This is a genomic window from Gordonia asplenii (genome assembly GCF_012933505.1).
GTDB classification, from domain to species: domain Bacteria; phylum Actinomycetota; class Actinomycetes; order Mycobacteriales; family Mycobacteriaceae; genus Gordonia; species Gordonia asplenii.
On sequence record NZ_JABBNB010000004.1, the window covers coordinates 62,257 to 86,184 of the forward strand.

At 66.4% G+C, this 23,928-nt stretch carries 26 protein-coding genes; 17 read left to right on the plus strand and 9 right to left on the minus strand.

The genetic code is table 11. The features are described from left to right. Positions 1–54 precede the first annotated feature (54 nt). The 6 genes from purN (at position 55) to HH308_RS04790 (ending at position 6,002) form a co-directional block, all read left to right on the plus strand. Positions 55–636, plus strand: a complete 582-nt coding sequence (gene purN / locus HH308_RS04765; RefSeq protein ID WP_246284254.1) for a phosphoribosylglycinamide formyltransferase — start codon at positions 55–57, stop codon at positions 634–636. After that, complete coding sequence (gene purH / locus HH308_RS04770; protein ID WP_170193041.1) at positions 633–2,207, plus strand: bifunctional phosphoribosylaminoimidazolecarboxamide formyltransferase/IMP cyclohydrolase; 1,575 nt, start codon at positions 633–635, stop codon at positions 2,205–2,207. Before purN ends, purH begins: the two co-directional genes overlap by 4 nt. 179 nt (positions 2,208–2,386) lie before the next feature. Further along, complete coding sequence (locus HH308_RS04775; RefSeq protein ID WP_170193042.1) at positions 2,387–3,247, plus strand: ABC transporter permease; 861 nt, start codon at positions 2,387–2,389, stop codon at positions 3,245–3,247. A gap of 7 nt (positions 3,248–3,254) precedes the next feature. Next, on the plus strand, positions 3,255–4,289 hold the full coding sequence (locus tag HH308_RS04780) for a taurine ABC transporter substrate-binding protein (protein WP_170193043.1): 1,035 nt from the start codon (positions 3,255–3,257) through the stop codon (positions 4,287–4,289). Next, complete coding sequence (locus tag HH308_RS04785) at positions 4,273–5,097, plus strand: ABC transporter ATP-binding protein (protein WP_170193044.1); 825 nt, start codon at positions 4,273–4,275, stop codon at positions 5,095–5,097. Before HH308_RS04780 ends, HH308_RS04785 begins: the two co-directional genes overlap by 17 nt. Then, a complete protein-coding gene (locus HH308_RS04790; RefSeq protein WP_170193045.1) occupies positions 5,094–6,002 on the plus strand; it encodes a TauD/TfdA dioxygenase family protein in 909 nt (302 codons plus the stop codon). Before HH308_RS04785 ends, HH308_RS04790 begins: the two co-directional genes overlap by 4 nt. 192 nt (positions 6,003–6,194) lie before the next feature. Here HH308_RS04790 and HH308_RS04795 read toward each other — a convergent pair whose 3' ends face one another. The 3 genes from HH308_RS04795 to HH308_RS04805 are packed head-to-tail and all read right to left on the minus strand — an operon-like array spanning position 6,195 to position 8,567. Next, entirely contained in the window at positions 6,195–6,845 is a 651-nt protein-coding gene (locus tag HH308_RS04795; protein ID WP_170193046.1) for a response regulator transcription factor, read from the minus strand. Continuing rightward, positions 6,842–8,020 (minus strand): sensor histidine kinase, encoded by a 1,179-nt coding sequence (locus tag HH308_RS04800; RefSeq protein WP_211188186.1) that lies wholly within the window; start codon positions 8,018–8,020, stop codon positions 6,842–6,844. Before HH308_RS04800 ends, HH308_RS04795 begins: the two co-directional genes overlap by 4 nt. A gap of 7 nt (positions 8,021–8,027) precedes the next feature. Next, the gene (locus HH308_RS04805) at positions 8,028–8,567 is read right to left on the minus strand and encodes a hypothetical protein (protein WP_170193048.1); all 540 of its coding nucleotides are present in this window, start codon (positions 8,565–8,567) and stop codon (positions 8,028–8,030) included. Positions 8,568–8,788: 221 nt separating this feature from the next. Between HH308_RS04805 and HH308_RS04810 the strand changes: the two genes are divergently transcribed. The 5 genes from HH308_RS04810 (at position 8,789) to HH308_RS04830 (ending at position 13,770) form a co-directional block, all read left to right on the plus strand. Next, positions 8,789–9,160 (plus strand): ArsR/SmtB family transcription factor, encoded by a 372-nt coding sequence (locus tag HH308_RS04810; protein WP_170193049.1) that lies wholly within the window; start codon positions 8,789–8,791, stop codon positions 9,158–9,160. Further along, complete coding sequence (locus HH308_RS04815) at positions 9,157–9,669, plus strand: SRPBCC domain-containing protein (RefSeq protein ID WP_170193050.1); 513 nt, start codon at positions 9,157–9,159, stop codon at positions 9,667–9,669. Before HH308_RS04810 ends, HH308_RS04815 begins: the two co-directional genes overlap by 4 nt. Continuing rightward, positions 9,666–10,229 carry a maleylpyruvate isomerase family mycothiol-dependent enzyme gene (locus tag HH308_RS04820; protein WP_170193051.1) on the plus strand — a complete coding sequence of 188 codons (564 nt, stop codon included), beginning with the start codon at positions 9,666–9,668 and terminating at the stop codon, positions 10,227–10,229. The genes HH308_RS04815 and HH308_RS04820 overlap by 4 nt, the downstream gene beginning before the upstream one ends. A 104-nt stretch (positions 10,230–10,333) precedes the next feature. Further along, positions 10,334–11,785: a sigma 54-interacting transcriptional regulator gene (locus HH308_RS04825; protein ID WP_170193052.1), complete on the plus strand. Its 1,452-nt coding sequence runs from the start codon at positions 10,334–10,336 to the stop codon at positions 11,783–11,785. Positions 11,786–11,802: 17 nt separating this feature from the next. Then, positions 11,803–13,770 carry a vWA domain-containing protein gene (locus HH308_RS04830; protein ID WP_170193053.1) on the plus strand — a complete coding sequence of 656 codons (1,968 nt, stop codon included), beginning with the start codon at positions 11,803–11,805 and terminating at the stop codon, positions 13,768–13,770. A 90-nt stretch (positions 13,771–13,860) separates the two neighbouring features. Here HH308_RS04830 and HH308_RS04835 read toward each other — a convergent pair whose 3' ends face one another. Next, positions 13,861–14,796: an AEC family transporter gene (locus HH308_RS04835; RefSeq protein WP_170193054.1), complete on the minus strand. Its 936-nt coding sequence runs from the start codon at positions 14,794–14,796 to the stop codon at positions 13,861–13,863. A 134-nt stretch (positions 14,797–14,930) separates the two neighbouring features. Between HH308_RS04835 and HH308_RS30355 the strand changes: the two genes are divergently transcribed. The 5 genes from HH308_RS30355 (at position 14,931) to HH308_RS04860 (ending at position 18,638) form a co-directional block, all read left to right on the plus strand. Then, a complete protein-coding gene (locus tag HH308_RS30355; RefSeq protein WP_170193055.1) occupies positions 14,931–15,626 on the plus strand; it encodes a DUF4190 domain-containing protein in 696 nt (231 codons plus the stop codon). Between the two features lie 36 nt (positions 15,627–15,662). Beyond that, positions 15,663–16,400 (plus strand): DUF4190 domain-containing protein, encoded by a 738-nt coding sequence (locus tag HH308_RS04845; protein ID WP_170193056.1) that lies wholly within the window; start codon positions 15,663–15,665, stop codon positions 16,398–16,400. A gap of 144 nt (positions 16,401–16,544) precedes the next feature. Continuing rightward, positions 16,545–16,718 (plus strand): 50S ribosomal protein L32, encoded by a 174-nt coding sequence (gene rpmF, locus HH308_RS04850; RefSeq protein ID WP_007316437.1) that lies wholly within the window; start codon positions 16,545–16,547, stop codon positions 16,716–16,718. Positions 16,719–16,846: 128 nt separating this feature from the next. Next, on the plus strand, positions 16,847–18,223 hold the full coding sequence (locus tag HH308_RS04855) for an MFS transporter (RefSeq protein ID WP_170193057.1): 1,377 nt from the start codon (positions 16,847–16,849) through the stop codon (positions 18,221–18,223). Next, the gene (locus HH308_RS04860; RefSeq protein WP_170193058.1) at positions 18,216–18,638 is read left to right on the plus strand and encodes a MarR family winged helix-turn-helix transcriptional regulator; all 423 of its coding nucleotides are present in this window, start codon (positions 18,216–18,218) and stop codon (positions 18,636–18,638) included. Before HH308_RS04855 ends, HH308_RS04860 begins: the two co-directional genes overlap by 8 nt. 111 nt (positions 18,639–18,749) lie before the next feature. Here HH308_RS04860 and HH308_RS04865 read toward each other — a convergent pair whose 3' ends face one another. From HH308_RS04865 to HH308_RS04885, 5 genes are read right to left on the minus strand one after another with little or no spacing between them, the layout of a single operon-like run. Beyond that, positions 18,750–19,553: an alpha/beta fold hydrolase gene (locus HH308_RS04865; protein ID WP_170193059.1), complete on the minus strand. Its 804-nt coding sequence runs from the start codon at positions 19,551–19,553 to the stop codon at positions 18,750–18,752. Further along, positions 19,550–20,833 (minus strand): LLM class flavin-dependent oxidoreductase, encoded by a 1,284-nt coding sequence (locus tag HH308_RS04870; protein WP_170193060.1) that lies wholly within the window; start codon positions 20,831–20,833, stop codon positions 19,550–19,552. Before HH308_RS04870 ends, HH308_RS04865 begins: the two co-directional genes overlap by 4 nt. A 34-nt stretch (positions 20,834–20,867) precedes the next feature. Then, positions 20,868–21,509: a flavin reductase family protein gene (locus HH308_RS04875; protein WP_170193061.1), complete on the minus strand. Its 642-nt coding sequence runs from the start codon at positions 21,507–21,509 to the stop codon at positions 20,868–20,870. A gap of 19 nt (positions 21,510–21,528) precedes the next feature. Next, the gene (locus HH308_RS04880; protein WP_170193062.1) at positions 21,529–22,443 is read right to left on the minus strand and encodes a catechol 2,3-dioxygenase; all 915 of its coding nucleotides are present in this window, start codon (positions 22,441–22,443) and stop codon (positions 21,529–21,531) included. Next, positions 22,440–22,832: a 2Fe-2S iron-sulfur cluster-binding protein gene (locus HH308_RS04885; protein WP_170193063.1), complete on the minus strand. Its 393-nt coding sequence runs from the start codon at positions 22,830–22,832 to the stop codon at positions 22,440–22,442. The genes HH308_RS04880 and HH308_RS04885 overlap by 4 nt, the downstream gene beginning before the upstream one ends. A gap of 246 nt (positions 22,833–23,078) precedes the next feature. Here HH308_RS04885 and HH308_RS04890 point away from each other — a divergent pair, with 246 nt between their 5' ends. Further along, complete coding sequence (locus tag HH308_RS04890) at positions 23,079–23,912, plus strand: alpha/beta fold hydrolase (protein ID WP_170193064.1); 834 nt, start codon at positions 23,079–23,081, stop codon at positions 23,910–23,912. Positions 23,913–23,928 lie beyond the last annotated feature (16 nt).

Here is a 23,928-nt window from a genome sequence, read left to right on the forward strand (position 1 = left end):
ACCGAAGCGCTTACCCCAGATCTGCCCACGGGTCCGCGCACACCCATCGTCGTGATGGCTTCGGGTACCGGATCACTGATGTCGGCGCTGCTCGACGTCGCGGCGGGCGACGATTCACCGTTCGACGTAGTGGCCGTCGTCGTCGACCGCGATTGTCGTGCAGCAGAACTCGCCGCAGCGCGGGGAGTCGACGTGGTGACCCTGCGGCTGCGCGACTTCGCCGACCGTGCGGCCTGGGATCAGGCGCTCACCGAGCGCGTCGCCGACTACGGCCCCGGCTACATCGTCACCGCGGGATTCATGAAAATCCTTGGTGAGCAATTCCTTTCGCGTTTCACCGCGCGAATCATCAACTCCCACCCCGCATTGCTGCCGGCGTTCCCCGGCGCCCACGGGGTGGCCGACGCGCTGGCGTACGGCGCAAAGGTGACCGGAACCACGGTGCACCTCGTCGACGCCGGGGTCGACACCGGCCCCATCCTGGCGCAGGCCCCGGTGGTCATCAGCCCCGACGACACCGAGACGACCCTCCATGAACGCATCAAAGCCGTTGAGCGCGTTCTGCTCACCGACGTGGTGGCGGCGGTCGCCGCGCGCGGCGTCGTCACCGACGGACGAAAGGCCTACATTCCGTGACCGCTCCCACCGCAGCAGATTCCACTCGGCGCCCGGTGCGCCGCGCACTGATCAGCGTCTACGACAAGACCGGACTGGCTGACCTCGCAACCGCGCTGCACGCCGCGGGCGTCGAACTGGTCTCCACCGGCTCGACGGCGAAAACCATTGCGGCCGCCGGTGTTCCGGTCACCGAGGTATCGGAGATCACCGGCTTCCCGGAGTGCCTGGAGGGACGCGTCAAGACGCTGCACCCCAATGTGCACGCCGGCATCCTGGCCGACACCCGTAAAGACGATCACCTCAATCAGCTCAGCGAGCTGGGCATTGCCGCCTTCGAACTCGTCGTCGTCAACCTGTACCCCTTCACCGCGACCGTCGCGTCGGGCGCGACACCCGATGAATGCATCGAGCAGATCGACATCGGCGGGCCGTCGATGGTCCGCGGTGCGGCGAAGAATCATCCGTCGGTCGCCGTCGTGGTGGATCCGTCCGCCTACGGCGACGTCATCGATGCCGTAGTGGCGGGCGGGTTCACCCTCGCGCAGCGGCAACAGTTGGCGGCCAAGGCATTTCGGCATACCGCCGACTACGACGTCGCGGTGGCGTCGTGGATGGGATCGGTCGTGGCGCCCGACGAGGAGACGAATTTTCCGGCGTGGGTCGGCGGCACGTGGGAGCGCTCGGCGGTGCTGCGCTACGGCGAGAACCCGCACCAGGGGGCGGCCCTCTACGTCGGCGCGCAAGGTGGTGGACTCGCCTCCGCCGAGCAGCTGCACGGCAAGGAGATGAGCTTCAACAACTACACCGACTCCGACGCCGCATGGCGCAGCTGTTTCGACTTCGACCGTCCCGCGGTCGCAATCATCAAGCACGCCAACCCCTGTGGCATCGCGGTGGCCGACACCATCGCCGTGGCCCACCGCAAGGCACACGAATGTGACCCGGTCAGCGCCTATGGCGGCGTGATCGCCTCCAACAGCGAGGTGAGTGTCGAGATGGCCGAGCAGGTCGCGGAGATCTTCACCGAGGTGATCATCGCCCCGTCCTACGCCGACGGCGCACTGTCGGTGCTGACGCGTAAGAAGAACATACGAGTACTGCGTGCCGATCCGCCGCAGCGGGCCGGCGCCGAGATGCGCCCGGTCTCGGGTGGTCTGCTGCTTCAGCAGCGCGACATCCTCGACGCCGATGGCGACGATCCGGCCAACTGGACCCTGGCGACAGGCGAAGCGGTCGACGCCGCCACCCTCGTCGATCTCGAATTCGCTTGGCGCGCTTGCCGTTCGGTGAAGTCGAACGCGATTCTGCTCGCCAGCGACGGCGCGTCGGTCGGCGTCGGCATGGGGCAGGTCAACCGGGTCGACTCGGCGCACCTCGCCGTGCAGCGCGCCGGCGACCGGGCCGCCGGAAGTGTCGCGGCGTCGGACGCCTTCTTCCCGTTCCCGGACGGGCTGCAAGTGCTGACCGCGGGCGGGGTGAAGGCCATCGTGCAGCCGGGTGGATCGATCCGGGACAAGGAAGTCATCGAGGCGGCCGCGGAGGCGGGCATCACGCTGTACCTCACCGGAGCACGCCACTTCGCGCACTGAGGTACCGGCGGGGCTCCTCCCCGTGCGAAAATCGTCCGATAGTCCGCTGACCTGGGGCAATGTGCCCCTGCTGCCGCAATATTCGGACGATTTTCGCGGGCCCGACGACGTCGGCCGACTTTCCACCGCAGCGATTCAAACCATGTTCGCGCTGGTGATCACCCGGTACCTATTGGCGGGTGAGCGTTTTCGTTGATATCTCCGAAGAAGCGTCGGGCAGTCCCGGTGCCGCGGGCCCCGCTCGTGCGAAGAAGCGCGACTGGCTGACGAAGTTCGGACTTCCGCTGCTGTCGGTCGTCGTCTTCCTGGTCGTCTGGGAGCTCGTCGCACTGAGTGGGATCTGGAGTGAGACCTTCGTCCCGTATCCGTCCACCGTGTGGCGTGCGTTCATCGACTTGTCGACGACGCACAACGGTGTGCGCGGCTACCAGGGCTACCTGCTCTGGGAGCACCTGTACATGACGCTGCGGCGAGTATTCGCCGGCGTGCTGATCGGGGTGACTCTCGGTGTGCTGCTTGGACTTACGATGGGCACCTTCACCTGGGTGCGCCGGCTCCTCGAGCCGTGGCTGACCTTCCTGCGCGCACTGCCGCCGCTGGCCTATTTCTTCCTGCTGGTCATCTGGCTCGGCATCGACGAGGCTCCCAAGGTGACCCTGCTGGCCCTGGCCGCACTGCCACCGGCCGCCGTCGCGACGACGGCCGCCGTCGTCGCCGCACCGGTCGGACTCATCGAAGCGGCGCGGGCGCTGGGCGCATCGCCGCGGGAAGTGGTGCGCGACGTCGTGATTCCGTCGGCTCTGCCCGAAACCTTCACCGGCATAAGGCTTTCCGTCGGAATGGCGTACTCGGCCGTGGTGGCCGCGGAACTCTTCAACGGAATCCCCGGAATCGGCGGCGTCGTCAAAGACGCGAGCAACTACAACAACACCCCCGTGGTGCTGGTCGGCATCTTCGCCATCGGCATCTCCGGTCTCATCATCGACGCCGTGCTGCGCGCCATCGAAGTGCGTGCCGTCCCGTGGCGCGGAAAGGTCTAGTCCCACAATGAAATCCCCGATCAAACTGCTTCTGGCGGTGCTCGCGGTCGTCGTGGCCTCGGTGTCCGGCTGCGCGATCGACCACTCCGGTCAGGACAGCTCCAAACCGACCATTCGCATTGCCTACCAGTCGTTCCCGAGCGGCGACCTCATCGTCAAGAACAAGCACTGGCTCGAAGACGCACTGCCGAACTACAACATCAAGTGGACCAAGTTCGACTCCGGCGCCGACGTCAACACCGCCTTCATCGCTCGGCAGATCGACTTCGGAGCCATCGGTTCGGCTCCCGTCGCCCGCGGGCTGTCCGCACCGCTGGACATCCCCTACCAGGTGGCCTTCGTGCTCGACGTCGCCGGCGACAACGAAGCGCTCGTCGCTCGCAACGGAACCGGAATCAACTCGGTCGCCGAGCTGCGCGGCAAGCGGGTCGCGACGGCATTCGCCTCGACCGCGCACTACAGCCTGCTCGCCGCCCTCGCACAGGCGGATGTGCCGGCAAAGGACGTCAACATCATCGATCTACAACCGCAGGCATCGCTGGCGGCGTGGGATCGTGGCGACGTCGACGCCGTGTACACCTGGCTGCCGACCCTGGACAAGTTGCGTGCCACCGGCAAGACGCTCATCGCCAGCAAGCAGTTGGCCACCGCGGGCAAACCGACCCTCGACTTGGGTGTCGTCGCAACGAGTTTCGCCGCCGCGCACCCCGACGTCGTCGACACCTGGCGCAAGATCGAGGCGCGCGCGTTGACCACCATCAAGAACGACCCGAACAGCGCTGCGTCGGCGATCGCCGCCGAGATGGGAATCACCGACGCCGACGCCAAGAATCAGCTGAGCCAGGGAACCTACCTGACGACCGCCGATCTGACGACACCGACGTGGCTGGGCGTCGACGGTAAGCCGGGCAACCTGGCCGTCAATCTGGCGTCAGCGGCGCAGTTCCTCGCCGACCAGCAGCAGATTCCGTCGGCTCCGGCGTTGGACGTACTCCAGAAAGCCATCTACACGAAGGGACTCCCCGGTGTCTTCAGTCAATAGCAGCAGTGCCGGATCGGACGTGGTGACCGCGCTGCGCGGTCCGGGATCCATCAGTATTCGCAACGTGTCTCAGACCTACGGCAACGGCGCCGAGGCGGTGACCGCACTCGGTCCGGTGGACCTCGACGTTCCGCCGGGAGAGTTCCTGGTGCTCGTCGGGGCGTCGGGCTGCGGAAAGTCGACGTTGCTGCGCCTCATCGCGGGTTTCGAGCAGGCGAGTGTCGGAGACGTCGCGGTGTCCGGTGGTTCGCCGGTGCCGGGTGTCACCTCGGGCGTCGTCTTTCAGCAGCCGCGGCTGTTTCCCTGGCAGACCGTCGGCGGCAACATCGACCTCGCGCTGAAGTATGCGAAAGTGCCGAAAACGCAACGGGCGCAACGTCGCAACGAGCTGCTCGACCGAGTGGGCCTCGCCGATACCGGCGATCGCCGGATCTGGGAGATCTCCGGCGGACAGCAGCAGCGCGTCGCGATCGCGCGGGCACTGGCCGCGGAGACGTCGTTGTTGCTGCTCGACGAGCCGTTCGCGGCGCTCGACGCACTGACCCGCGAACGCCTTCAGGAGGATCTGCGCACGGTGAGTGCGCAGTCGGGGCGGACCAGTGTGTTCGTCACCCACAGCGCCGACGAAGCAGCCTTCCTCGGCTCGCGGATCGTCGTGCTGACGAAGCGCCCCGGCCGGGTGGCACTTGATATCTCGTCTGCGCTGCCGCGCGACGGGGTGACCCCCGAGGAACTGCGCGGCTCACCCGAATACGCCGCGCTGCGGGCCGAAGTCGGTCACGCGGTCAGAGAAGCGGCAGCGGCATGAGCGTGACAACCCGGGCGTCGGCGAGCGGTGCCACCCTGCGTAGTGGGGTCGAGCTGGACGTCGACCCGTTCGGACCGCACTTCGGCGCGCAGATCTCCGGCGTCGACGTCGCGTCGGCCACCGACGACGAGGTGCGCGCGATCCGCGCGGCGCTGGTGGAGTTCAAGGTGATCGTGTTTCGCGGACAACCGCTCGACGACGCGCAGCACGTCGAGTTCGCCAATCGCCTCGGTGAGCTCACCACCGGACACCCCGTCCACGACAGCGGAGCCGACGTACCCACGCAGATGTACTCGCTCGACAGCGCCGACAACGGTTTCGCCGACGTGTGGCATACCGATGTCACCTTCATGCAGCGGCCGCCCCTCGGGTCGATCCTGCGGCCGATCGTTCTGCCACAGACCGGCGGTGACACCAATTGGGCCGACGGCGAATTGGCGTACGGGTCGCTGTCGGAGCCGGTGCGCGCATTGGTCGATCAGCTGACCGCGGTGCACGACGGAAACCGCGAATTCGGCTACTACCTCAAGCACAAGCGCGGTGGCAAGGGCAACACCTGGGAGGGTAAGGAGGTCACCGAGCTGACCCCGGTCCGCCATCCGGTTGTTCGGGTCCATCCGGAGACGGGGCGTCGGGCGATCTTCGTCAACCCCGGCTTCACATCGCACATCGACGGCGTATCCGACGCCGAGAGCCGGGCCATCCTCGACCTGCTCTACGCACACCTGACCAAGCCCGAACACATTGTGCGCCACCGCTGGCGGCTCGGCGATCTGGTGTTGTGGGACAACCGGAACACCGTTCACTACGCCAACCGCGACTACGCCGACGTCAACGGCGGCCAACGGCGCATCATGCACCGCGTGACGCTGCGCGGCGACGTCCCGGTGGGTGTGGCGGGCTAGATTGCATTCTGTCGGGTGAGGTTCGGCGGGGTGGATGTTCCCTCGGCGCCGGTGGTGGGGCTGATTGCATTCTGCCCGGCGCGCGGGTGTCGACGTCGGGGCAGATTGCATTCTGTCTGGTGAGGTTCGGCGCGGTGGATGTTCCCTCGGCGCCGGTGGTGGGGCTGATTGCATTCTGCCCGCGCCGGATCCTCACCCCCGGATCAGTGCGATCGCCTGCGCCCGATCTCGCACGCCGAGCTTCGCGAACAACGAATTGATGTGCGTCTTCACCGTCGACACGCCGACGAACAGATGTTCGGCGATCTCGGCGTTGCTCAGCCCGTCGCCGATCAATTCGGCGACCTCCGCTTCACGCGCGGTCAGCTGTGGAAAGCGTTGCGGCAGTGGAGAAACAGGCACGACGACGTCGGGCGACGCCGCTTTGGCCACGATCCTGGCTCCCACCGATGCGTCGAACGTGGCCTGACCGCGCGCCACCGACCGTACCGCGGCCACGAGTTCGGCGCGGCCCGCGTCCTTCGTCAGATAGCCCCGTGCTCCCGCGCGTAGGGCAGAGAAGATCGACTCGTCGTCGGCATAGGTGGTGAGCACCAGCACCGCGACGTCGGGCTGGTCGCCGACGATCCGCCGGGTCGCCTCCACACCGTCGACGCCGGGCATCCGCAGATCCATCAGCACGACGTCGGGCCTGCCCGACGCCGCGGTCGTCACCGCCTGTTCGCCGTCGGCGACCGATCCGATCACGTCGATGTCGTCGTGCAGCGACAAGACGGTGACCAGTCCGTCGCGGACGATCGCCTGGTCGTCGACGACGAGGACGCGGATCGCCTGCTCGGTCATGCTCGACGCCCCGTCAGCATCACCGTCGCGTCCACCCGGAACTGGCTCGGCGTCGAATCAGCTTCTACGACAAGGGAACTGCCGTTGTCGAGTGCCGCGAGGCGTTCGCGCATGCCGGGCAGGCCGTATCCGCCGCCCGATCGAGACAGTGCGCAGGCGGCTGGGGCGATCGGATTGGTCACCGTGATCGTCACCCGGTCATCATGCCAGCCGATGTGCAGCGCGACCGGCTCACCGGGCGCGTGCTTGCGCGCATTGCTCAGCGACTCCTGAATGGTGCGCCGCAGGACGTCGGCGTAAACCGCTGCAACACCGGGTGTTTCGTCGACGACGATCGGCTCGACAGTGCCGCCGAGACTGCGATGCACGGCAAGCAGGTCGTCGATGTCACCGCGCAGGTCTGCCGCGTCGACGTCGGGACCGTCGGCGACGGGCATGCGCAGGGCGGCCACGGCACGTCGGGCGTCACTCAGCCCGGCCGCCGCCAAAGCCCGTGCGGCACTGACCCGCTGCGCCGCGGAATCGGTCTTGTTCGCCTCCAGCAGCGCCTCGGCGGCGTCGAGCTGAATCACCAATCCACCCAGACTGTGTGCGAGGAGGTCGTGCAGATCACGGGCCAGCGCGACGCGTCGCGCCTCGTCACGGGCGGCGAACTCCTTCTCGCGCAACAACTTCGACTGCGTCTCGGCGACCCGCGCCTGACGTCGGGACATGCCGACCAAGCCGGCGATCGCGATGCCGCCGATCATGGCGAGCACCGCGAGAACTCCGGTGTCGGCGAGAACGGCTCCGACGGCCACGGCGACGACCCCGAGGCATCCCAGCCCGACGCCCCGTATCAACGGTCGCTGCGGATCACTGATTGCGTCGCCGACGGCGAGCACCACCGGCACCAGCCCCACGCCCGACGTACTCGCCGACGCGAGGCCGCCCAACACCATCGCGACGAGCGCAGACGCGACGTGCGCGGCGGCGATGACACGATGCCGAGCGGGCCACCGCGCGTCCGCATACGGCAGGCAGGCGCGTCCGACGATCCACCCCGCCACGGCGACATAGGCGGCGATGACGGCCCAGCGCGATTGGGGAGTCGACGCCAACGACCAGAGGACGACGCCGGCGCCGAGCAGATTGAGTGCGAGACTCAATCTGCTCGGCGGGGTCAATGCGGTCACTGATCCATCATGACCGCAGCGTGTCATGAAGTTGCGGCATCGGGCTCGCGGCGTGGCGAGTGAGTCGTCCGGCGAAGACGAACGTCCGTCCCGCTCGGTTGGCGGCGAACGCGAGGAGAATCAACCCGGTCGACGCCGCCAGTTGTGCGCCGGTGAGATGCGCTACGACCGCGAGGCCGATCCGGGTCGCGATCATCAGCAGCCACAGCGCCGAACCCCACGCAGAGGTGCGCGATTCGTATTCGGCGAGGTAGCGGTCGTCTTTGCCGAAGGCGACCGGCTCGGGCAGCCTGCGGAAGTGGGCGATGGCACCCATCCACGCACCGATGGCAAGCGAGACGACCAACTCGATCGCGATGAGCGCAACGTCGAGCGTGCCGACGCGGCCGCTCGTCTGGCTCACCATCACGAGCCCGACGATGCCGAGAATTATTGGCATGCGCCACATCTGGGAGACCTCGACCGGTCGCCACGTGGTCTGGCGGTAGCACATCACGCCGAGAACGGCGACGACGAGCACGGCGTCGAACAGGTAGTGCACAGGCATGTGATTTTCCTTCCGGGGGTGGGTGAAGGTGGTGACAATCAGCATGCTGCGTGGCGGCGTCGAACAGATCCCCCCGCGGGTGGAGCCGCGGGTGGAGATTCGGTGGGGGATGGGCCGTCGCCGTCGAACGGAGTTTATTCAACCCATAGGTTGACAACAACGTCGACGGAGCGTCTACTTGTATTCAACCGATTGATTGAATAAGGAGGTGATGGGCAACGATGACCGACCAATTGTCGCGGGTGTTCGCCGCACTGGCCGATCCCACGCGGCGTGACATGGTCGCCCGGCTGACCACTGCCGATGCCACCGTCGGCGAGCTCGCCGAACCCTACGACGTGAGCCTGCAGGCGGTGTCCAAACATCTGAAAGTACTGGCCGACGCCGGGCTCGTGACGCGGACTCGTGACGCCCAACGTCGACCGGTGCATCTGGAAGCGGAGGTGTTCGACCTCATGACCAAATGGATCGAGCGGTACCGGCGCCAAGCCGAGGCGCGCTACCAGCGACTCGATGCGCTGCTCGCCGACCTGAACACCGGCCCACAGGCCGACTCCGAAACGTCGAAACCGAAGAAAGGCAAGGCATCATGAACACCCAACTGGCACAAGCCGCCATCGAAGCGGACCCCGATCTGCCGATCATCCGCATCACCCGCGATTTCCACGCGACGCCCGCGCAGCTGGTCAAGGCGCACACCGACCCCGACCTCGCCCTGCGTTGGATCGGCCCGGACGGGATGGAGAATCGCATCATCACCTGGGATGCGCGCAACGGCGGGGAGTGGCGCTACGTTGCCTCCCGCGCCGCGAGCGGGCCTGATCTCAACCGCGAGGAGTACGTCTTCCGCGGTTGTTTCCACACCGTCGGCGACGACGTCATCGTGCAGACCTTCACCTGGGAGGGGCAGCCCGACGGCGTGTCCCTGGAGACGCTGCGTTTCGAGGATCTGGGCGACGGCCGGACGCGGCTGCACGCGCAGTCGCTCGTCGACTCGTTCGAGTCGCGGGACGCCTGGCTGCGCTCGGGCATGGAAGTCGGCGTCAACGACGGCTATGCCAAACTCGACGCGCTCATCGCTGCGGGTACGGTGGCTCCGTGACCACCGGACTCGCCGCCCTCGCGCCCGCCGACCGTCATCGAGCCATCGCCGGTGACTTCGCGAAATACGTTGCCGCAACGACAGATTGGGATGCACAGTCGCCGGTCGGCGACTGGCGGGCGCGTGATGTCGTACGCCACCTCGTCGACTGGTTCCCCGCTTTCCTCGCCGCCGGTGGCGTGACTCTGGCGTCGACGCCGTCGGTCGACGACGACCCCGCCGCGGCCTGGGCGGCGCACAGCGCGGCGGTTCAGCAACTCCTCGACGGCGCCGGTGCGGCCGAGGATTTCACTCACCCGCAGATCGGTACGTTCCCGCTCCCGATCGCCGTCGACATGTTCTACACCGCCGATGTCTTCATGCACACCTGGGACCTCGCGCGATCGAGCGGCGTCACGCCCGATCTCGACGACGAGTTCGCCGCCAACCTGCTCGCCGGGATGACGCCGATCGAGGAGATGTTGCGTTCATCGGGACAGTACGGCCCGGCCAAACCGGTGGCCGCCGACGCCGGAGCCGTCGCGAAGCTGGCGGCGTTCATCGGGCGCGACCCAGCCTGAACTGGGGATATTCGACGACGCCGGGTCAAGTGGGCGCGAGCCCGCACCCGGCGTCGCCGGGTTTGCGCGGCGCCCGTCACATTTCGCGGAGTAGCGTTGAACAGGTGGCAGATCATGACACCCCCACCACCAACACTCCGCTCACCGAATCCCACCCCACCGAGTCGCGCCCGCCGTCGGCCCGAACCCTCGGCGAGCTGCGCGCCAGCGGACATGTTCAGCGCGACGTGCGCGACGAGATCCGCAACAACCTGCTCAATGCCCTACGCGCGGGCGTCGATCCGTGGCCGGGGATCGTCGGCTTCGAGGCGACCGTCATTCCGCAGCTCGAACGCGCCCTGCTCGCCGGTCACGACGTCGTGATGCTCGGTGAACGCGGCCAGGGCAAGACCCGCATCCTGCGGACCATGGTCGGGCTGCTCGACGAGTGGACACCCGTCATCGCCGGATCCGAACTGGGCGAACACCCCTACGAGCCGATCACCCCGGCGTCGATCCGCAAGGCCGCCGATCTGCTCGACGGTCTGCCGATCGAATGGCGGCACCGCAGCGAGCGCTACAGCGAGAAGCTGGCCACCCCGGACACGTCGGTCGCCGACCTCGTCGGCGACATCGACCCGATGAAGGTCGCCGAAGGTCGCAGCCTCGGTGATCCGGAGACCATTCACTTCGGTCTGATCCCACGCGCGCATCGCGGCATCATCGCGATCAACGAGCTGCCCGACCTCGCCGAGCGCATCCAGGTGTCGATGCTCAATGTCATGGAGGAGCGCGACATTCAGGTTCGCGGCTACTCGTTGCGCCTGCCGCTCGACGTCCTGGTGCTCGCCAGCGCGAACCCCGAGGACTACACCAACCGCGGCCGGATCATCACGCCGCTCAAGGACCGGTTCGGCGCAGAGATCCGCACCCACTACCCCCTCGACCTCGACGACGAGGTGGAGGTCATCGAGCAGGAAGCCGACCTCACGGCGACCGTCCCGACGTTCATCATCGAGATCCTCGCTCGCTTCACCCGCTACGTCCGCGATCATCCATCGGTGGACCAGCGATCCGGAGTGTCGGCGCGATTCTCCATCGCCGGAGCGGAAACCGTTGCGGCAGCGGCACTTCACCGCGCGGCGCTTCTCGGCGAGGACGTACCGGTGGCGCGTGTCGTCGACCTGGAGTCGGTGATCGAGGTGCTGCGCGGCAAGATCGAGTTCGAGTCCGGGGAACAGGGACGCGAACTGGAGATCCTCGAACACCTGCTGCGCAAGTCGGTCGCCGACACCGTGCGTGCCCACCTCGGCGGCATCGACATGGCGCCGCTGGTCACCGCGCTGGAAAGCGGTGATCCGGTTGTCACCGGCGATCGAGTCACCGCGGTCGAATTGCTCGGCGCACTTCCCGATCCGGCCCGCACCCGGCCCGTCGTCGACGCGCTCGCCGAACGTTTCGAAGCGACGATCGACGGGGAACGTGCCAGTGCCCTCGAACTCGCCCTGGAAGGTCTGTACCTGGCGCGGCGGATCAGCAAAGAAGCTGACGACGCCGGGCAGACCGTCTACGGCTGACATCTATCGGAGAAGCCATGGCCGACAAGAACTTTCACCGTTCCCGCTATCGTCCCTACGTCGACGGGCCGGATCCGCTGGCCCCGCCCGTCGATCTGCGTGAGGCGCTCGCGGAGATCGGCGAGGACGTGATGAGCGGAGTGTCGCCGCAGCGGGCGATGCGAGAACTGCTCCGCCGCGGATCGCAGAACATGCGCGGCCTCGACCAGCTGCGCGAGCAGATCAACCGTCGACGCAATCAACTGCTGCGCGAACGGAATCTGGACGGGACGTTCGCCGAGATCCGGGAGCTGCTCGACCGAGCGGTCCTCGAGGAACGCAAACAGCTCGCCCGCGATCTCGACGACGACGCGCGCTTCGCCGAGATGCAGATCGGCAACCTGCCGTCGTCGACGGCGCAGGCCGTCGAAGAGCTGTCGTCGTACGACTGGCGCAGTCCTCAGGCCCGCGCCGACTACGACAAGATCAAAGATCTGCTGGGCCGGGAGCTGCTCGATCAGCGGTTCGCCGGCATGAAGCAGGCGATGGAAGGCGCGAGCGAGCAAGACCGTCAACAGATTACGGAGATGTTGTCGGACCTCAACAAGTTGCTAGACGCGCACAACCGCGGCGAGGACACCACCGAGCAGTTCGCCGAGTTCATGGACAAACACGGCGACTTCTTCCCCGATAATCCGCGCAACACCGAGGAGCTGATCGACTCCCTGGCACAGCGGGCCGCCGCGGCACAACAGTTCTACAATTCGCTCTCGCCCGAGCAACGCGCCGAACTGGACCAGTTGGCGCAGCAGGCGTTCGGCTCACCGGAGCTGATGAGTCAACTGGCGCAAATGGATTCGCTGTTGCGCGACGCCCGTCCCGGGTTGGATTGGGACAATGCGCAGTCGTTTTCCGGTGATCGCCCGATGGGACTCGGCGAAGGCGCCGCGGCGATCCGCGACATCTCCGAACTCGAAGCGCTCAGCGAGCAACTGTCGCAGCAGTACGCGGGTGCCGAACTCGCCGACCTCGACCTCGACGCTCTGGAACGTCAACTCGGCCCCGAGGCGGTAGCCGACGCCCGGATGCTCGCCGAGTTGGAGAAGGCGTTGTCGGACCAGGGATTCTTCGAGCGCACCGCCGACGGCGAGTTGCGGCTGAGTCCGAAAGCCATGCGGCAGTTGGGGCAAACCATCTTCAAGGATGTGGCGCAGCAACTGTCGGGCCGGTCCGGTGATCGTCGTACTCGCCAGACCGGGCTGCTCGGCGAGCCGACCGGGGCGTCGCGCGAATGGGAATTCGGCGACACCGATCCGTGGGATGTGACCCGCACGGTCACAAATGCGTTGGTACGCACCGCGAGTGAGCCGGGCGGGGCGTCGAACGGCGTGCGACTCGATGTGCGCGACGTCGAGGTGATCGACACCGAGGCACGGACTCAGGCCGCCGTCGTGCTGTTGGTCGACACGTCGTTCTCGATGGAGATGGAGGGCCGCTGGACGCCGATGAAGCGAACGGCCATCGCGTTGAATCACTTGATATCCACGCGATTCCGCACCGACGAACTGCATCTGATCGCATTCGGTCGGTATGCGCGGTCCATCGACGTCGCCGAGTTGACCGGATTGTCGCCGCGGATGGAGCAGGGCACCAACCTGCATCACGCGCTGCTGCTCGCGCAGCGGCACCTGCGTCGATTCCCGAACGCGCAGCCCGTTGTCCTGATCGTCACCGACGGTGAACCGACGGCACACCTCGATCCGTCCGGCGAACCGTTCTTCTTCTACCCGCCACATCCGCAGACGATCGCGCTGACAATTCGCGAACTCGACCACATCGCCCGGATGGGTTCGCAGATAACGATTTTCCGGCTCGGCGAAGACCCCGGACTGGCCGAATTCATCGACCACATCGCTCGGCGGGTCGGGGGACGCGTGGTCGCCCCCGACATCGACGGTCTGGGCGCGGCCGTCGTCGGGGACTACCTGCGGGCGCGGCGAGGCTAGGAGAGCCGGGCTGATTGCAGTCTGTCTCGTGGTCGGCGTCGAGGGAGCATTTCCCTCGCCGAGCCTGACGAGGCAGTTTCCACTCGGCCGCTAGGTGAGCAATGCCGCCGTCACCGCGATCACCGGGATCGACACCAGCGTCGTCACGAGGGCGCAGTCGCGGGCCAGGACTTCGCCGCGCCGGTAGCGGGTCGCGTACACGAAGACGTTCTGTGCGGTGGGCAACGCTGCGATGACCACCTGGGCGAAGAGTGCGTGTCCGCTCATGCCGAAGCCCCAGCGGGCGATCGCGTAGGCCAGCAACGGCATCCCCACCATCTTCAGCACGGTCGCCAGGGCGACGTCGCGTCGGGGACTCTCGCCTTTGCGGAGCACCTTGACTCCGGTCAGCGACAGCCCGAATGCCAACAGCGCCAACGGAACCGACGCGTCGCCGAGCATCTTCATGGGTTCGGACACCGCCGCCGGAGGATGCCAATGCAGGAACGAAAAGGCAAGGCCGGCAACGCCTCCCAGCATGATGGGATTCGTCAGCGGTGCGGTCACGGCGTTGCGTACCGACGAGCGGCTCGGGGAACCGGTGAGCGCGGTGACGTCGAGCGTGACCAGCGCGATCGGCGTGTAGATCAAGATTTGAAACAGCAGCAACGGCGCCAGGAACGACGCGTCGTGCAGGACGAAGATCGCGATGGGCAGGCCCAGGTTGACGCTGTTGACGAACGACGACGACAGCGCGCCGATCATCGCCTCCGGCACGTCACGGTGCAGGAGCAGGCGTGCGAGAAGTGCGTAGACCGCACCGGTGGTCAGCGCGCTCACGGCCGCGACGACCAGGGTGGAGGAGAACACCACCGAGAGGTCCGTGGTCAGCAGCGAATGAAACAGCAACGCCGGAGTGCAGACGAAAAACACCAGACGCGAGAGGACCTGGGTGGCGGACGGTCCCAGCGCCTTGGTCCGACCGAGCACAAAACCCACTGCCACCACGATGAAGATGACGGTGAAGCCTGAGATGACGCCGGACACGACAGGCCACTCTAGTGTCTCGTGTCGGCGATTGTCGTACGGTCGGGCGACCGAAGCCGGGCCTGTCACCGTCGATCCGTAAGGTGGAGTGAGCAATCGTAGATTCGCGACATTCGCGAGAGAGGGGAGCGATCGTGACTGCGCCGTCTGGGCCACCGGCACGCGATCAGGAGGACTCGACGCCACCGGAGAGAATCGACCTCGTCAAGGGCGACGACGGTTCGACGTCGCAGACCGAGCTGGTGCAACTGCCGACCACCGGCGACGCGGCCGCCGTCGCGACACCGGTGGTCGATGACTTCCTCCCAGCCGATCCGCCGATTCCTGATTATCAGCCCTATCCGCCGGGCGGGCCGGTCGCGCCCGCAGCGTTCGGCGCGGCACCGCAGAACTACGCACAGCCCCTGCCGAGCTACCCGCAACCACCGCAGCACTCGCAACCGCAGCAGAACTACGGTCAACCGCAGCAGAACTACGGCCCGCAGTTCGTCACCCCACCGCCGGCGTACGGCCCGGGCTACGGTGCGGCGCCGTACAACCCGTACGGCGCCCAATATCCGATGCTGCCGCCGACGAAGCACACCGATGCGAAGGCCGTCATCTCGCTCATCCTGGGTGTCCTCAGCGTCCCGTTGGCGTTCTTGTGCGGAGTCTTCGGAATCATCGGTGCCGTCGCGGGGATCATCCTCGGTGGCGTTGCCATCAACGAGGCCGGCAAGACGGGCAACAAGACCAATCGCGGGATGGCGATCGGCGGTCTGGTGTTGTCTATCCTGGACATCCTGCTCGCCATCGCGGTCTTCGCGGTGATCATCGCAACCGGCAGATGAGATGCCAAGCCCCCGATCTAGTGAAAGTATGAGGCCATGACCGGTCCAGATATGTCCAAACCGGGTCCTTCGGCAGAACCTGGCGCCTATGACCAGACGCAACTGCGTGACGTCTCGAAGCTGGACCTGAACAAGCAGCCGGCGGCCGACGACTTCAGCCCGGTGCAATCCAACCCCGGCTACCAGCCCTCCAACCCCGGCTACCAGCCCTCCAACCCGGGGTATCAGCCCTCCAACCCGGGGTATCAAGCGCCGACGCCGGGTTACGAAGCGCAGTCCAATCCCGGCTACCAGCAGTCCAATCCCGGCTACCAGGCCCAGCCCAACCCGGGCTACCAGCCGTCGAATCCGGGCTACCAGCCCCCGTCGACGCCATATGTCGCGCCGGGCGCGAGCAGCCAGCCGAACTATTCGGGCTATCCGGCACCGTCGTATCCGCAGCAGCCCTATGCCGCGGGCTACCCGGCCGCGCAGCCGTACGGCGCGCAGTATCCCGGCGCCTACCCGGGCGGCTACGGCTACACCGCCACGACGACGAACACCAAGGCCATCGTGTCGCTGATCCTGGGCATCGCCGGGCTCACCGCGACCTGCGGTCTGCTCGGCATCGGCGGATTGATCCTCGGCTACCTGGCCAAGCGGGAGATCGACGAGTCCGGCGGCACCCAGGACGGCTCCGGACTGGCGCTGGCCGGGATAATCCTGGGCTGGATCTGTGTCGCTGTCATCGTGTTGTTCGTGGCGTTCATCATCATCTCGATCGCGACGTCCTGACCGCTCGTTTTGGACGTAGCAGCAACCTTCGGTAGTCTTGAGAGGTTGTATGCCGCTCCCGACCGGGCTCAGTTGGTGTACGCACACCAACGACTCGCACGGTATACCTGCACGGAACCTGCATGAAATGAGAAGGGCTTAATCATGGCTGTACCCAAGCGCCGTATGTCGCGGGCCAACTCCCGCAGCCGTCGTTCGCAGTGGAAGGCGGACAACCCGGCGTTGCAAGAGACCAAGGTCAACGGCGTTGCGCAGCGCATCCCGCGTCGCCTCGTCAAGGCTGCACAGCTCGGCCTGGTCGACCTCGACCGCCGCTAGTCGCACCCGAGCGAACCCCCGCCTCCCAGTAGGAGGCGGGGGTTTCGTCGTTGATGGGCCGAGTCGACGATGAGTCGAGTCGAGGAGACCACTTGCCGAATCATTAGTTGTGTTTCTACAATCCTTGTATGGCCACAATCATTTCCGAGCTCAGCTCTCGGCGCAAGACGCTGGTGCTGGTCACCTGCAGCTTGAGCCTGCTGATCTCCTCGATGGATATCACCATCGTCAACGTCGCGCTGCCCGACATCCGCGTCGACCTCGGCGCCTCGGTGTCCAGCCTGCAATGGGTGGTCGACGTCTACACGCTCACCCTGGCGACGTTGCTGATGGTGTCGGGGGCGGCGGCCGACCGGTTCGGTCGACGCCGCGTCTTCCGCATCGGCCTGATCACCTTCGCGGTCGGCTCGCTGATGTGCAGCCTGGCCCCGACGATCGGCGTCCTCATCGCCGCACGATTCCTGCAGGCGGTCGGTGGCTCGATGCTCAACCCGGTGGCGATGTCCATCATCACCGCAACCTTCACCGACCGCGTCGAACGCGCCCGCGCGATCGGTGTGTGGGGCGCCGTCGTCGGTGTGTCGACGGCCATCGGCCCGATGATCGGCGGACTGCTGATCCATTCGCTCGGTTGGCAGTCGGTGTTCTGGATCAACCTGCCCATCATCGCCGTCGCACTGCTCGGCACCGTCCTCGTGGTTCCCGAGTCCAAGGCGTCGAAGGCGCGTCGATTCGACCCGCTCGGGCAGTTGCTCGCGGCGATCGCACTCTTCACGCTCGTGTTCGCGCTGATCGAGAAGATGCCGCTGCTGTTGATCGTCAGCGGGGTGGCCGGCGTCGCGTTCGTGGTTCACGAGCGTCGCCACGCCTCGCCGTTCCTCAATCTGCGCTTCTTCCGGAGTGTGCCGTTCTCCGCTGCGACGATCACCGCGGTCTGTGCGTTCGCCGGTTTCGGTGCGTTCCTGTTCACCATGTCGATCTACCTGCAGGACACGCGCGCGCTCTCGCCGGTGCAGACCGGCGCGATGTTCCTGCCGATGGCACTGGCGGTGTTGGTCTGTTCGCCGCTGTCGGGACGGTTGGTCGGGAACTTCGGGGCCCGTCCGTCACTCGCGGGCGGCGGAGCGCTGATGACCATCGCCGCGGTACTGCTGACTACCGTCACGCCGACGACGTCGCTGACCGCTCTGGCCGGGATCTTCGCGGTCTTCGGAGTGGGCTTCGGTTTGCTGAACGCCCCCATCACCAACTCCGCGGTCAGCGGCATGCCGGTGGATCAGGCGGGCGCGGCCGCCGCGGTGGCGACGACGAGTCGCCAGGTGGGCATCACCATCGGCGTCGCGCTGTGCGGACAATTGGCCGGCGCGGGCCTGTGGTGGACGGTCACGGCGCTGGCCGCGATCATCGTCGTGCTGGGCTTCGCGGCTACCGGTGCGGTAGCCGAACGGACCCGGCGACAGGTCGCCGAACTATTCGACGACGCTAAGGAGCCGGCCGATGCCTGACCCGACACCCACCCCGGAGGAAGTGTGGAACCTGTTGGTGCACATCGCATTCGACGACCGCGATGGCTGGCGACGGGCAGTCGCCGAGCACACCGGCGTGGCATTCAGCCGGATTCGCGTGCTCAAACGACTTGCGCGTAGCGGCCCGACGACGCTGAAGGATCTCGCGCACGCCAGTGCGATGGACCAACCGGCCACGACGGTGGCGATCAACGAGTTGGAGGCGCGCGGCATGGTGATCCGCGACGTCGACGCAGCCGATCGGCGTCGAAAACTGGTGTCTATCACCGACGTCGGGCGCGAGGTGATCGCCAAGGCGCACGCGGTACCCGACCCGGCGCCCGCCGCACTGCGGGAGTTCGACGTCGACGACTTGGCGGCGCTGCGAAAGTTGTTGCGGCGCTTGGAGAAGTAGCCTTCTCGACGCCGGCGGCCGGTTGCGAAGTTCGTCCGAATACGAGGTCGCCGAGGGCAGGTTGCCCTCGGCGACCGGACTATCGGACGAATCTCGTCGGATGCGACGACGTCAGTCGGCCAAGAAGCCCGCGACCGCGGCGCTGGTCGCCTCGGTCTGCTCCACCTGCGGAATGTGTCCGGCGCCGGGGATGACTGCCACGCGACTGTCGCCGATCCCGGCGGCGAAGTCGTCGGCGTAGGCCACCGACACCAGTCGGTCCTGCTCGCCCCAGACGATCAGCGTGGGCGCGCTGATGCGATGCAGGCGACCCCGTAGCCCCTTGTCCGGGATCGGCCAGACGAATTTGCCGGTGCACCCCAAGGCCCACACCATCCCGGCGCCCGCGGCGACGGCCTCGTCGGGATCGTCGGGGAGTGCCAGCATCGCCGCGGCGGCCCGGCCGGCTGGGTCGGCGAACAGCAGTTCGGGCAGTCGATCCGGCGCCGCGGTGATCCAGTTCGCCACCGGATGGTCGTCGCGCCACAATCCGACCGGATCGAGGAGCACGACCTTGCTGAACTGACGGGGAAACGACGCCGCGAGTTCGGCCGCGAGCATCCCGCCGAACGATTGGCCGACCAGTATCGGACGATCGAGCTCGAGTTTGCGCAACGCTTCCTCGTACATCAACACGACCTGCCACAGGTCGTCGACCCGATGAATCGCATAGGGGTCCGACGGCGACGTCCCGGGAAACTCGGGCGCGTAGACGGTGTAACGCTGCGCGAGATCCTCCAGGAATCCGTCCCAGGCCAATCCCGCCGACGGATGCAGGTACACGAGGGCGGGCCCGGATCCCACGACTTTGAACCGGAGCCGCAGGCTCTCGTTCCATACGTCGACGACGCGCTCGCCGATGATCGAGGTGGTCATGCTCGTGCTCCCGTCAGAGTGGCCGTGCTCTGCAGATCGGCCGATGAAAGTGGTATCCCGCCGAGCCGTTGCGGCCACCAGTGGTGCTCATAGCCCTCGTCGGACCACAGCGCCTGCAGCCGAGGCAGGACGGCGGTTGAGAAGAGGTCGATGTTCTCTTCGGCGAGGTCGTGCGGCATCGAGCCGAATTGCAGCATGGCGTGCAGATTGCCGATCCGGTATTCGCGCGCATGCGACAGCAGTGTCTCGGCGACCGTGTCCGGCGATCCGCAGACGATCGAGCCGGCCTCCATCAGCTCGCTGAACGAGGCGGTCTTCATCTTGGAGTAGATGCCGAAGTCGCCGGGATCGCGCATGATCGCCTCGACGCCGCGGATATCGATGCCTCCCGGCAGCGCGAGGCGCTCCATCGGGATCGAGCCGATGCCCTTCTGGAAGAAGTACTCGGCGTGCTCGGCGAACAGCGCCTCGGCTTTCGCGTCGGTGTCGGCGACGCAGATCGTCTGCATGAAGCCCATCCGGTACGGGTTGGCATCCTTGCCCAGACGGTCGGCGGTCTCCCAGAACCGGTCGAAGATGCGGCGACCGGCCACCTTGAGGCCGAACCAGCCGAAGTAGTTGAATCCGAACTCCCGATCCAGGGTGAACTCCATCGTCCGCGGGTTGCCGATGCCGGTGATCCACACCGGCGGAAGGGGATCCTGCTGGATCGGCTTGGGCCAGATGTTGACCGCGGCGTGCTGCGCCGTTCGACCGTTCCAGGCGAACGGTTCTCTGGCGCTCCACGCCTTGAGCACCAGCTCGAGGCTCTCGTCGAACCGCTGGCGGGTCTGGGCGGGCGGCACGCTGTTGTTGATGTTCGCGTCGTAGGCGAGACCCACCGGGAAGCCGCTGACCAGCCGGCCGTTCGAGATGCAGTCGATCATCGCCAGTTCCTCGGCGACCCGCAGCGGTTCGCGGGACTTGCCCAGCGAGCGGCCGACCGGATAGATGGCGGTGTCGATGCCCTCGATTTCGGTGGCGTAGGCGAGCACGGCCTCGATGATGTCCGGATTGGGCACCATGTCGTAGGAACTCTGCCCGTGCTCGGTGACGGTCAGCCCGTCGAACCCGCGGCGCGCGGCGAACATCAGTTCGTCGAGTGCGGACCGAAACGCGCCGGCCACTCTGTTCGGGGTGGTGACGTCGAAATACGGTGTCGTGATGACGGATTCATGCTTCTGTTCGAAGTCGTCCGGCAGCTCCCGATACGGAACCTGTTGGAAATAGGTGACTTTCATCGGTTTCTCCTAGTGGTTGATGGGCTGGTGTAGGTCAGATGTCGAGGGGGTCGTCGGTGATACCGGCGTCGGCGATGGCGTGCAGCCGATGCACTCGGTCGACCCATTCGGCCGCCGGTCTGCCGTCGAATGCGACGGTGCGCGGCAATTGCAGAAGTTTGAGGCCGGGCCGGCGGAACTCGCCGCGGTGGAATGTCAGCGGATCCAGCCGGCGGGCGTCGTAACGACGGATCTGCCCGACGATGAGGACGTGATCGCCGCCGTCGTAGGTCTGCCAGGGATCGCAGTGCAGCCAGGCCGTCGAACCGAGGATGCGCGGCGGCGCCGACGCCGTGTCGTGCCAGGGCACCGACAGACCGTCGATCGGCTTGCCCGCGAAGGCGAGTGCGATGTCGAGCTGGTTGGCGGAGAGGATGTTGACGGTGAACGGTCGGGACTGCAGGCCGGCGCACGCCCGGGCCGAGCGGGCGACCGAGATCAGCGCGAGCGGCGGATCCATCGACACCGAGGTGAACGAGTTCATGGTCGCGCCGCGGGGGTTGCCGTCGTCGTCGCGGTAGGTGACGACGGTGACTCCGGTCGAGAACTCGCCGAAGGCGCGGCGCAGTTGCGTGACGTCGAGCGCCGGGGGAGTGCCCGATTCGGTCGAGGTTTGATGAGATCTGTTGGTACTCATGGTGATTCCTCGCATGAGGCTAGGTGACGACGTTGAGGAAGTCGGGGTCGAGTTCCCGATGCGTGTAGTTGATGCCGCGCGCGGCGCTGTCCATCGTCCAGGTGACGGTGCGGAAATCCGGTCCGGTGCGGTAGCCACCGGCGAACACTTCGTTGCGGTTGCCCGCCGGATCGAAGAAGTAGATCGTCTCGCCGCGCGTGATGCCGTGGCGGGCTGGACCGAAGTCGATCGGGACGTCGTGCATCGAGAAGATGTCGCCGGCCCGCAACAGGGAACTCCAGTCGTCGACGTGGTAGGCGAAGTGGTGGAGTTTGCCCTGCTCGCCCTTGACGAACGCGATGTCGTGCGGCTGCTCGCCGCAGAACATCCACGAGCCCACGAGTTCGTCGTTGTCGGGGCCGCCGACGAGGTGTTCGGCGGCCCGGAAACCGAGCACCTCGGCGAAGAAGCGTTCCAGGAGAACAGGATCCTCGGTGGTGATCAGCGTGTGGTCGAGCCGGGGAACGCCGATTCCGCGCAGTCCTTCGCGCGGCCACGGATCGGGGTTCCAGTTGCCGGTCGAGTTTCCGAGGTACTCGACGTCGTGATAGAGCTCCAAGGTGTGTTCGGAGGGCAGGGTGATGCGCAGCCCGTCGCCGACACCGATGTTGTCGCCCTTGCTCATTCGCTCCACCCGGGCGCCGAATGCCGAGGCTTTGGTCTCGTACTCGTCGAGGTCGGCGGACTCGGCGACCTTGTATCCGAGTTTCACCAGCCCGACGCCGCCCTCTTCCAGGACGACCGAGTGGTGGTCGTGCTCGTCCCACGACTTCAGATACAGTCGGCCGTCCTCGTCGGCGACGGTGTCCATGCCGAGGGTGTCGCGGTAGTGATCGGCGGATGCGGCCAGGTCGGTCACCCGCACGTGCACATAGCCCAGTCTGATTACGCTCATTTCTTCTCTCCGTTGTCCCCGGCGTGTGCGCCGGTGGTGGGAATGGAACCGAAAACCGCGCGCAGGCAGTCCTTTTCGGATAGCCGGATCGTCGCCTCGCCCACCGGACGTGCGCGGCACGGCAGACATTTGCCGTCGGTGACCTCGGCGTCGGACAGCACCGTGCCGGCAATCGCGCAGGTGTAGGCGACGGCGCCGTCGACGAGGTCGGCCTTGCATGCTCCGCACCCGCCGCGCCGGCAGAGGTAGCGCGTTCGCAGGCCGTTGCGGCGCACCGCCTCGACGATCGATTCGCCGGGCAGTACGGCGAGTGTCACGTCGTCGGGCAGGATCCGCACCGACGTCGCCTCGTCAGGGTGATCACCTTGTTGCACAAGGATTTTCGTCATCGTCACACCTTCGTTTCGGTGTCGACGTGCCGCGGTTCGGCGACGTCGTAGCGATGACTGTAGGAGCCCGCATCCCCCGGTTCGATCCGCTACGCGCGGACATCAGCCGTTGTGCGCAAGCAATTGTGACCGATCCGACAGATGGCATTGATCACCCGATCCGGTGCGTGCCACATTCAGAACTGCGAACAGCGGCGCACCGTCCGCACGCGCGGAATCGAATGCCCGGACCACCGAGGAGTAACAATGACTACCACCGTCTCGCCCGAGATCGGAAAGACGATCGACGTGAACGGCCTGATGACCAATTACCACGACGAAGGCACGGGCGCACCGGTCCTGCTGATCCACGGATCTGGGCCCGGAGTGTCGGCGTGGGCGAACTGGCGTCTGACCATCCCCGAACTGGCCAAGCGGCATCGGGTGATAGCTCCCGACATCGCCGGGTTCGGCTACACCGAGCGTCCCGACGGCGCGCGGTACGACGCCGACGCGTGGCTGGCGCATCTGGTCGGATTCCTCGACGCACTCGCACTGGAGCGGGTCAGCGTCGTCGGCAACAGTTTCGGCGGGGCGCTCGCATTGCGGCTGGCCACCACCTGTCCCGAGCGCGTCGATCGGCTGGTGCTGATGGGCAGTGTCGGTGTGCTGTTTCCGATCACACCCGGACTGGAGGCGGTGTGGGGTTACGAGCCGTCGGTGCCGAACATGCGACGGCTGCTCGACGTATTCGCCTACGATCCGCGCTATGCCACCGATGAACTCGCCGAATTGCGTTATCGAGCCTCGACGCGCTCGGGCGTGCAGGAGTCGTACGCGGCGATGTTTCCGGCGCCCCGACAGGCGAAAGTGACAGAGATGGCCGTCGCCGAGTCGGCCATCGCCGCGTTGCCGAACGAGACTCTCATCGTCCACGGCCGCGACGATCAGGTGATTCCGTTGGCGAACAGCAGGCGCCTGCTCGATTTGATTCCGCGCTCGCAGTTGCATGTGTTCGCGGAGTGCGGACACTGGGTGCAGATCGAACACACCGATCGCTTCAACATGCTCGTCGACGCATTCCTGCGTGGCCTGCTGTGATCCACGGACCGGGTGA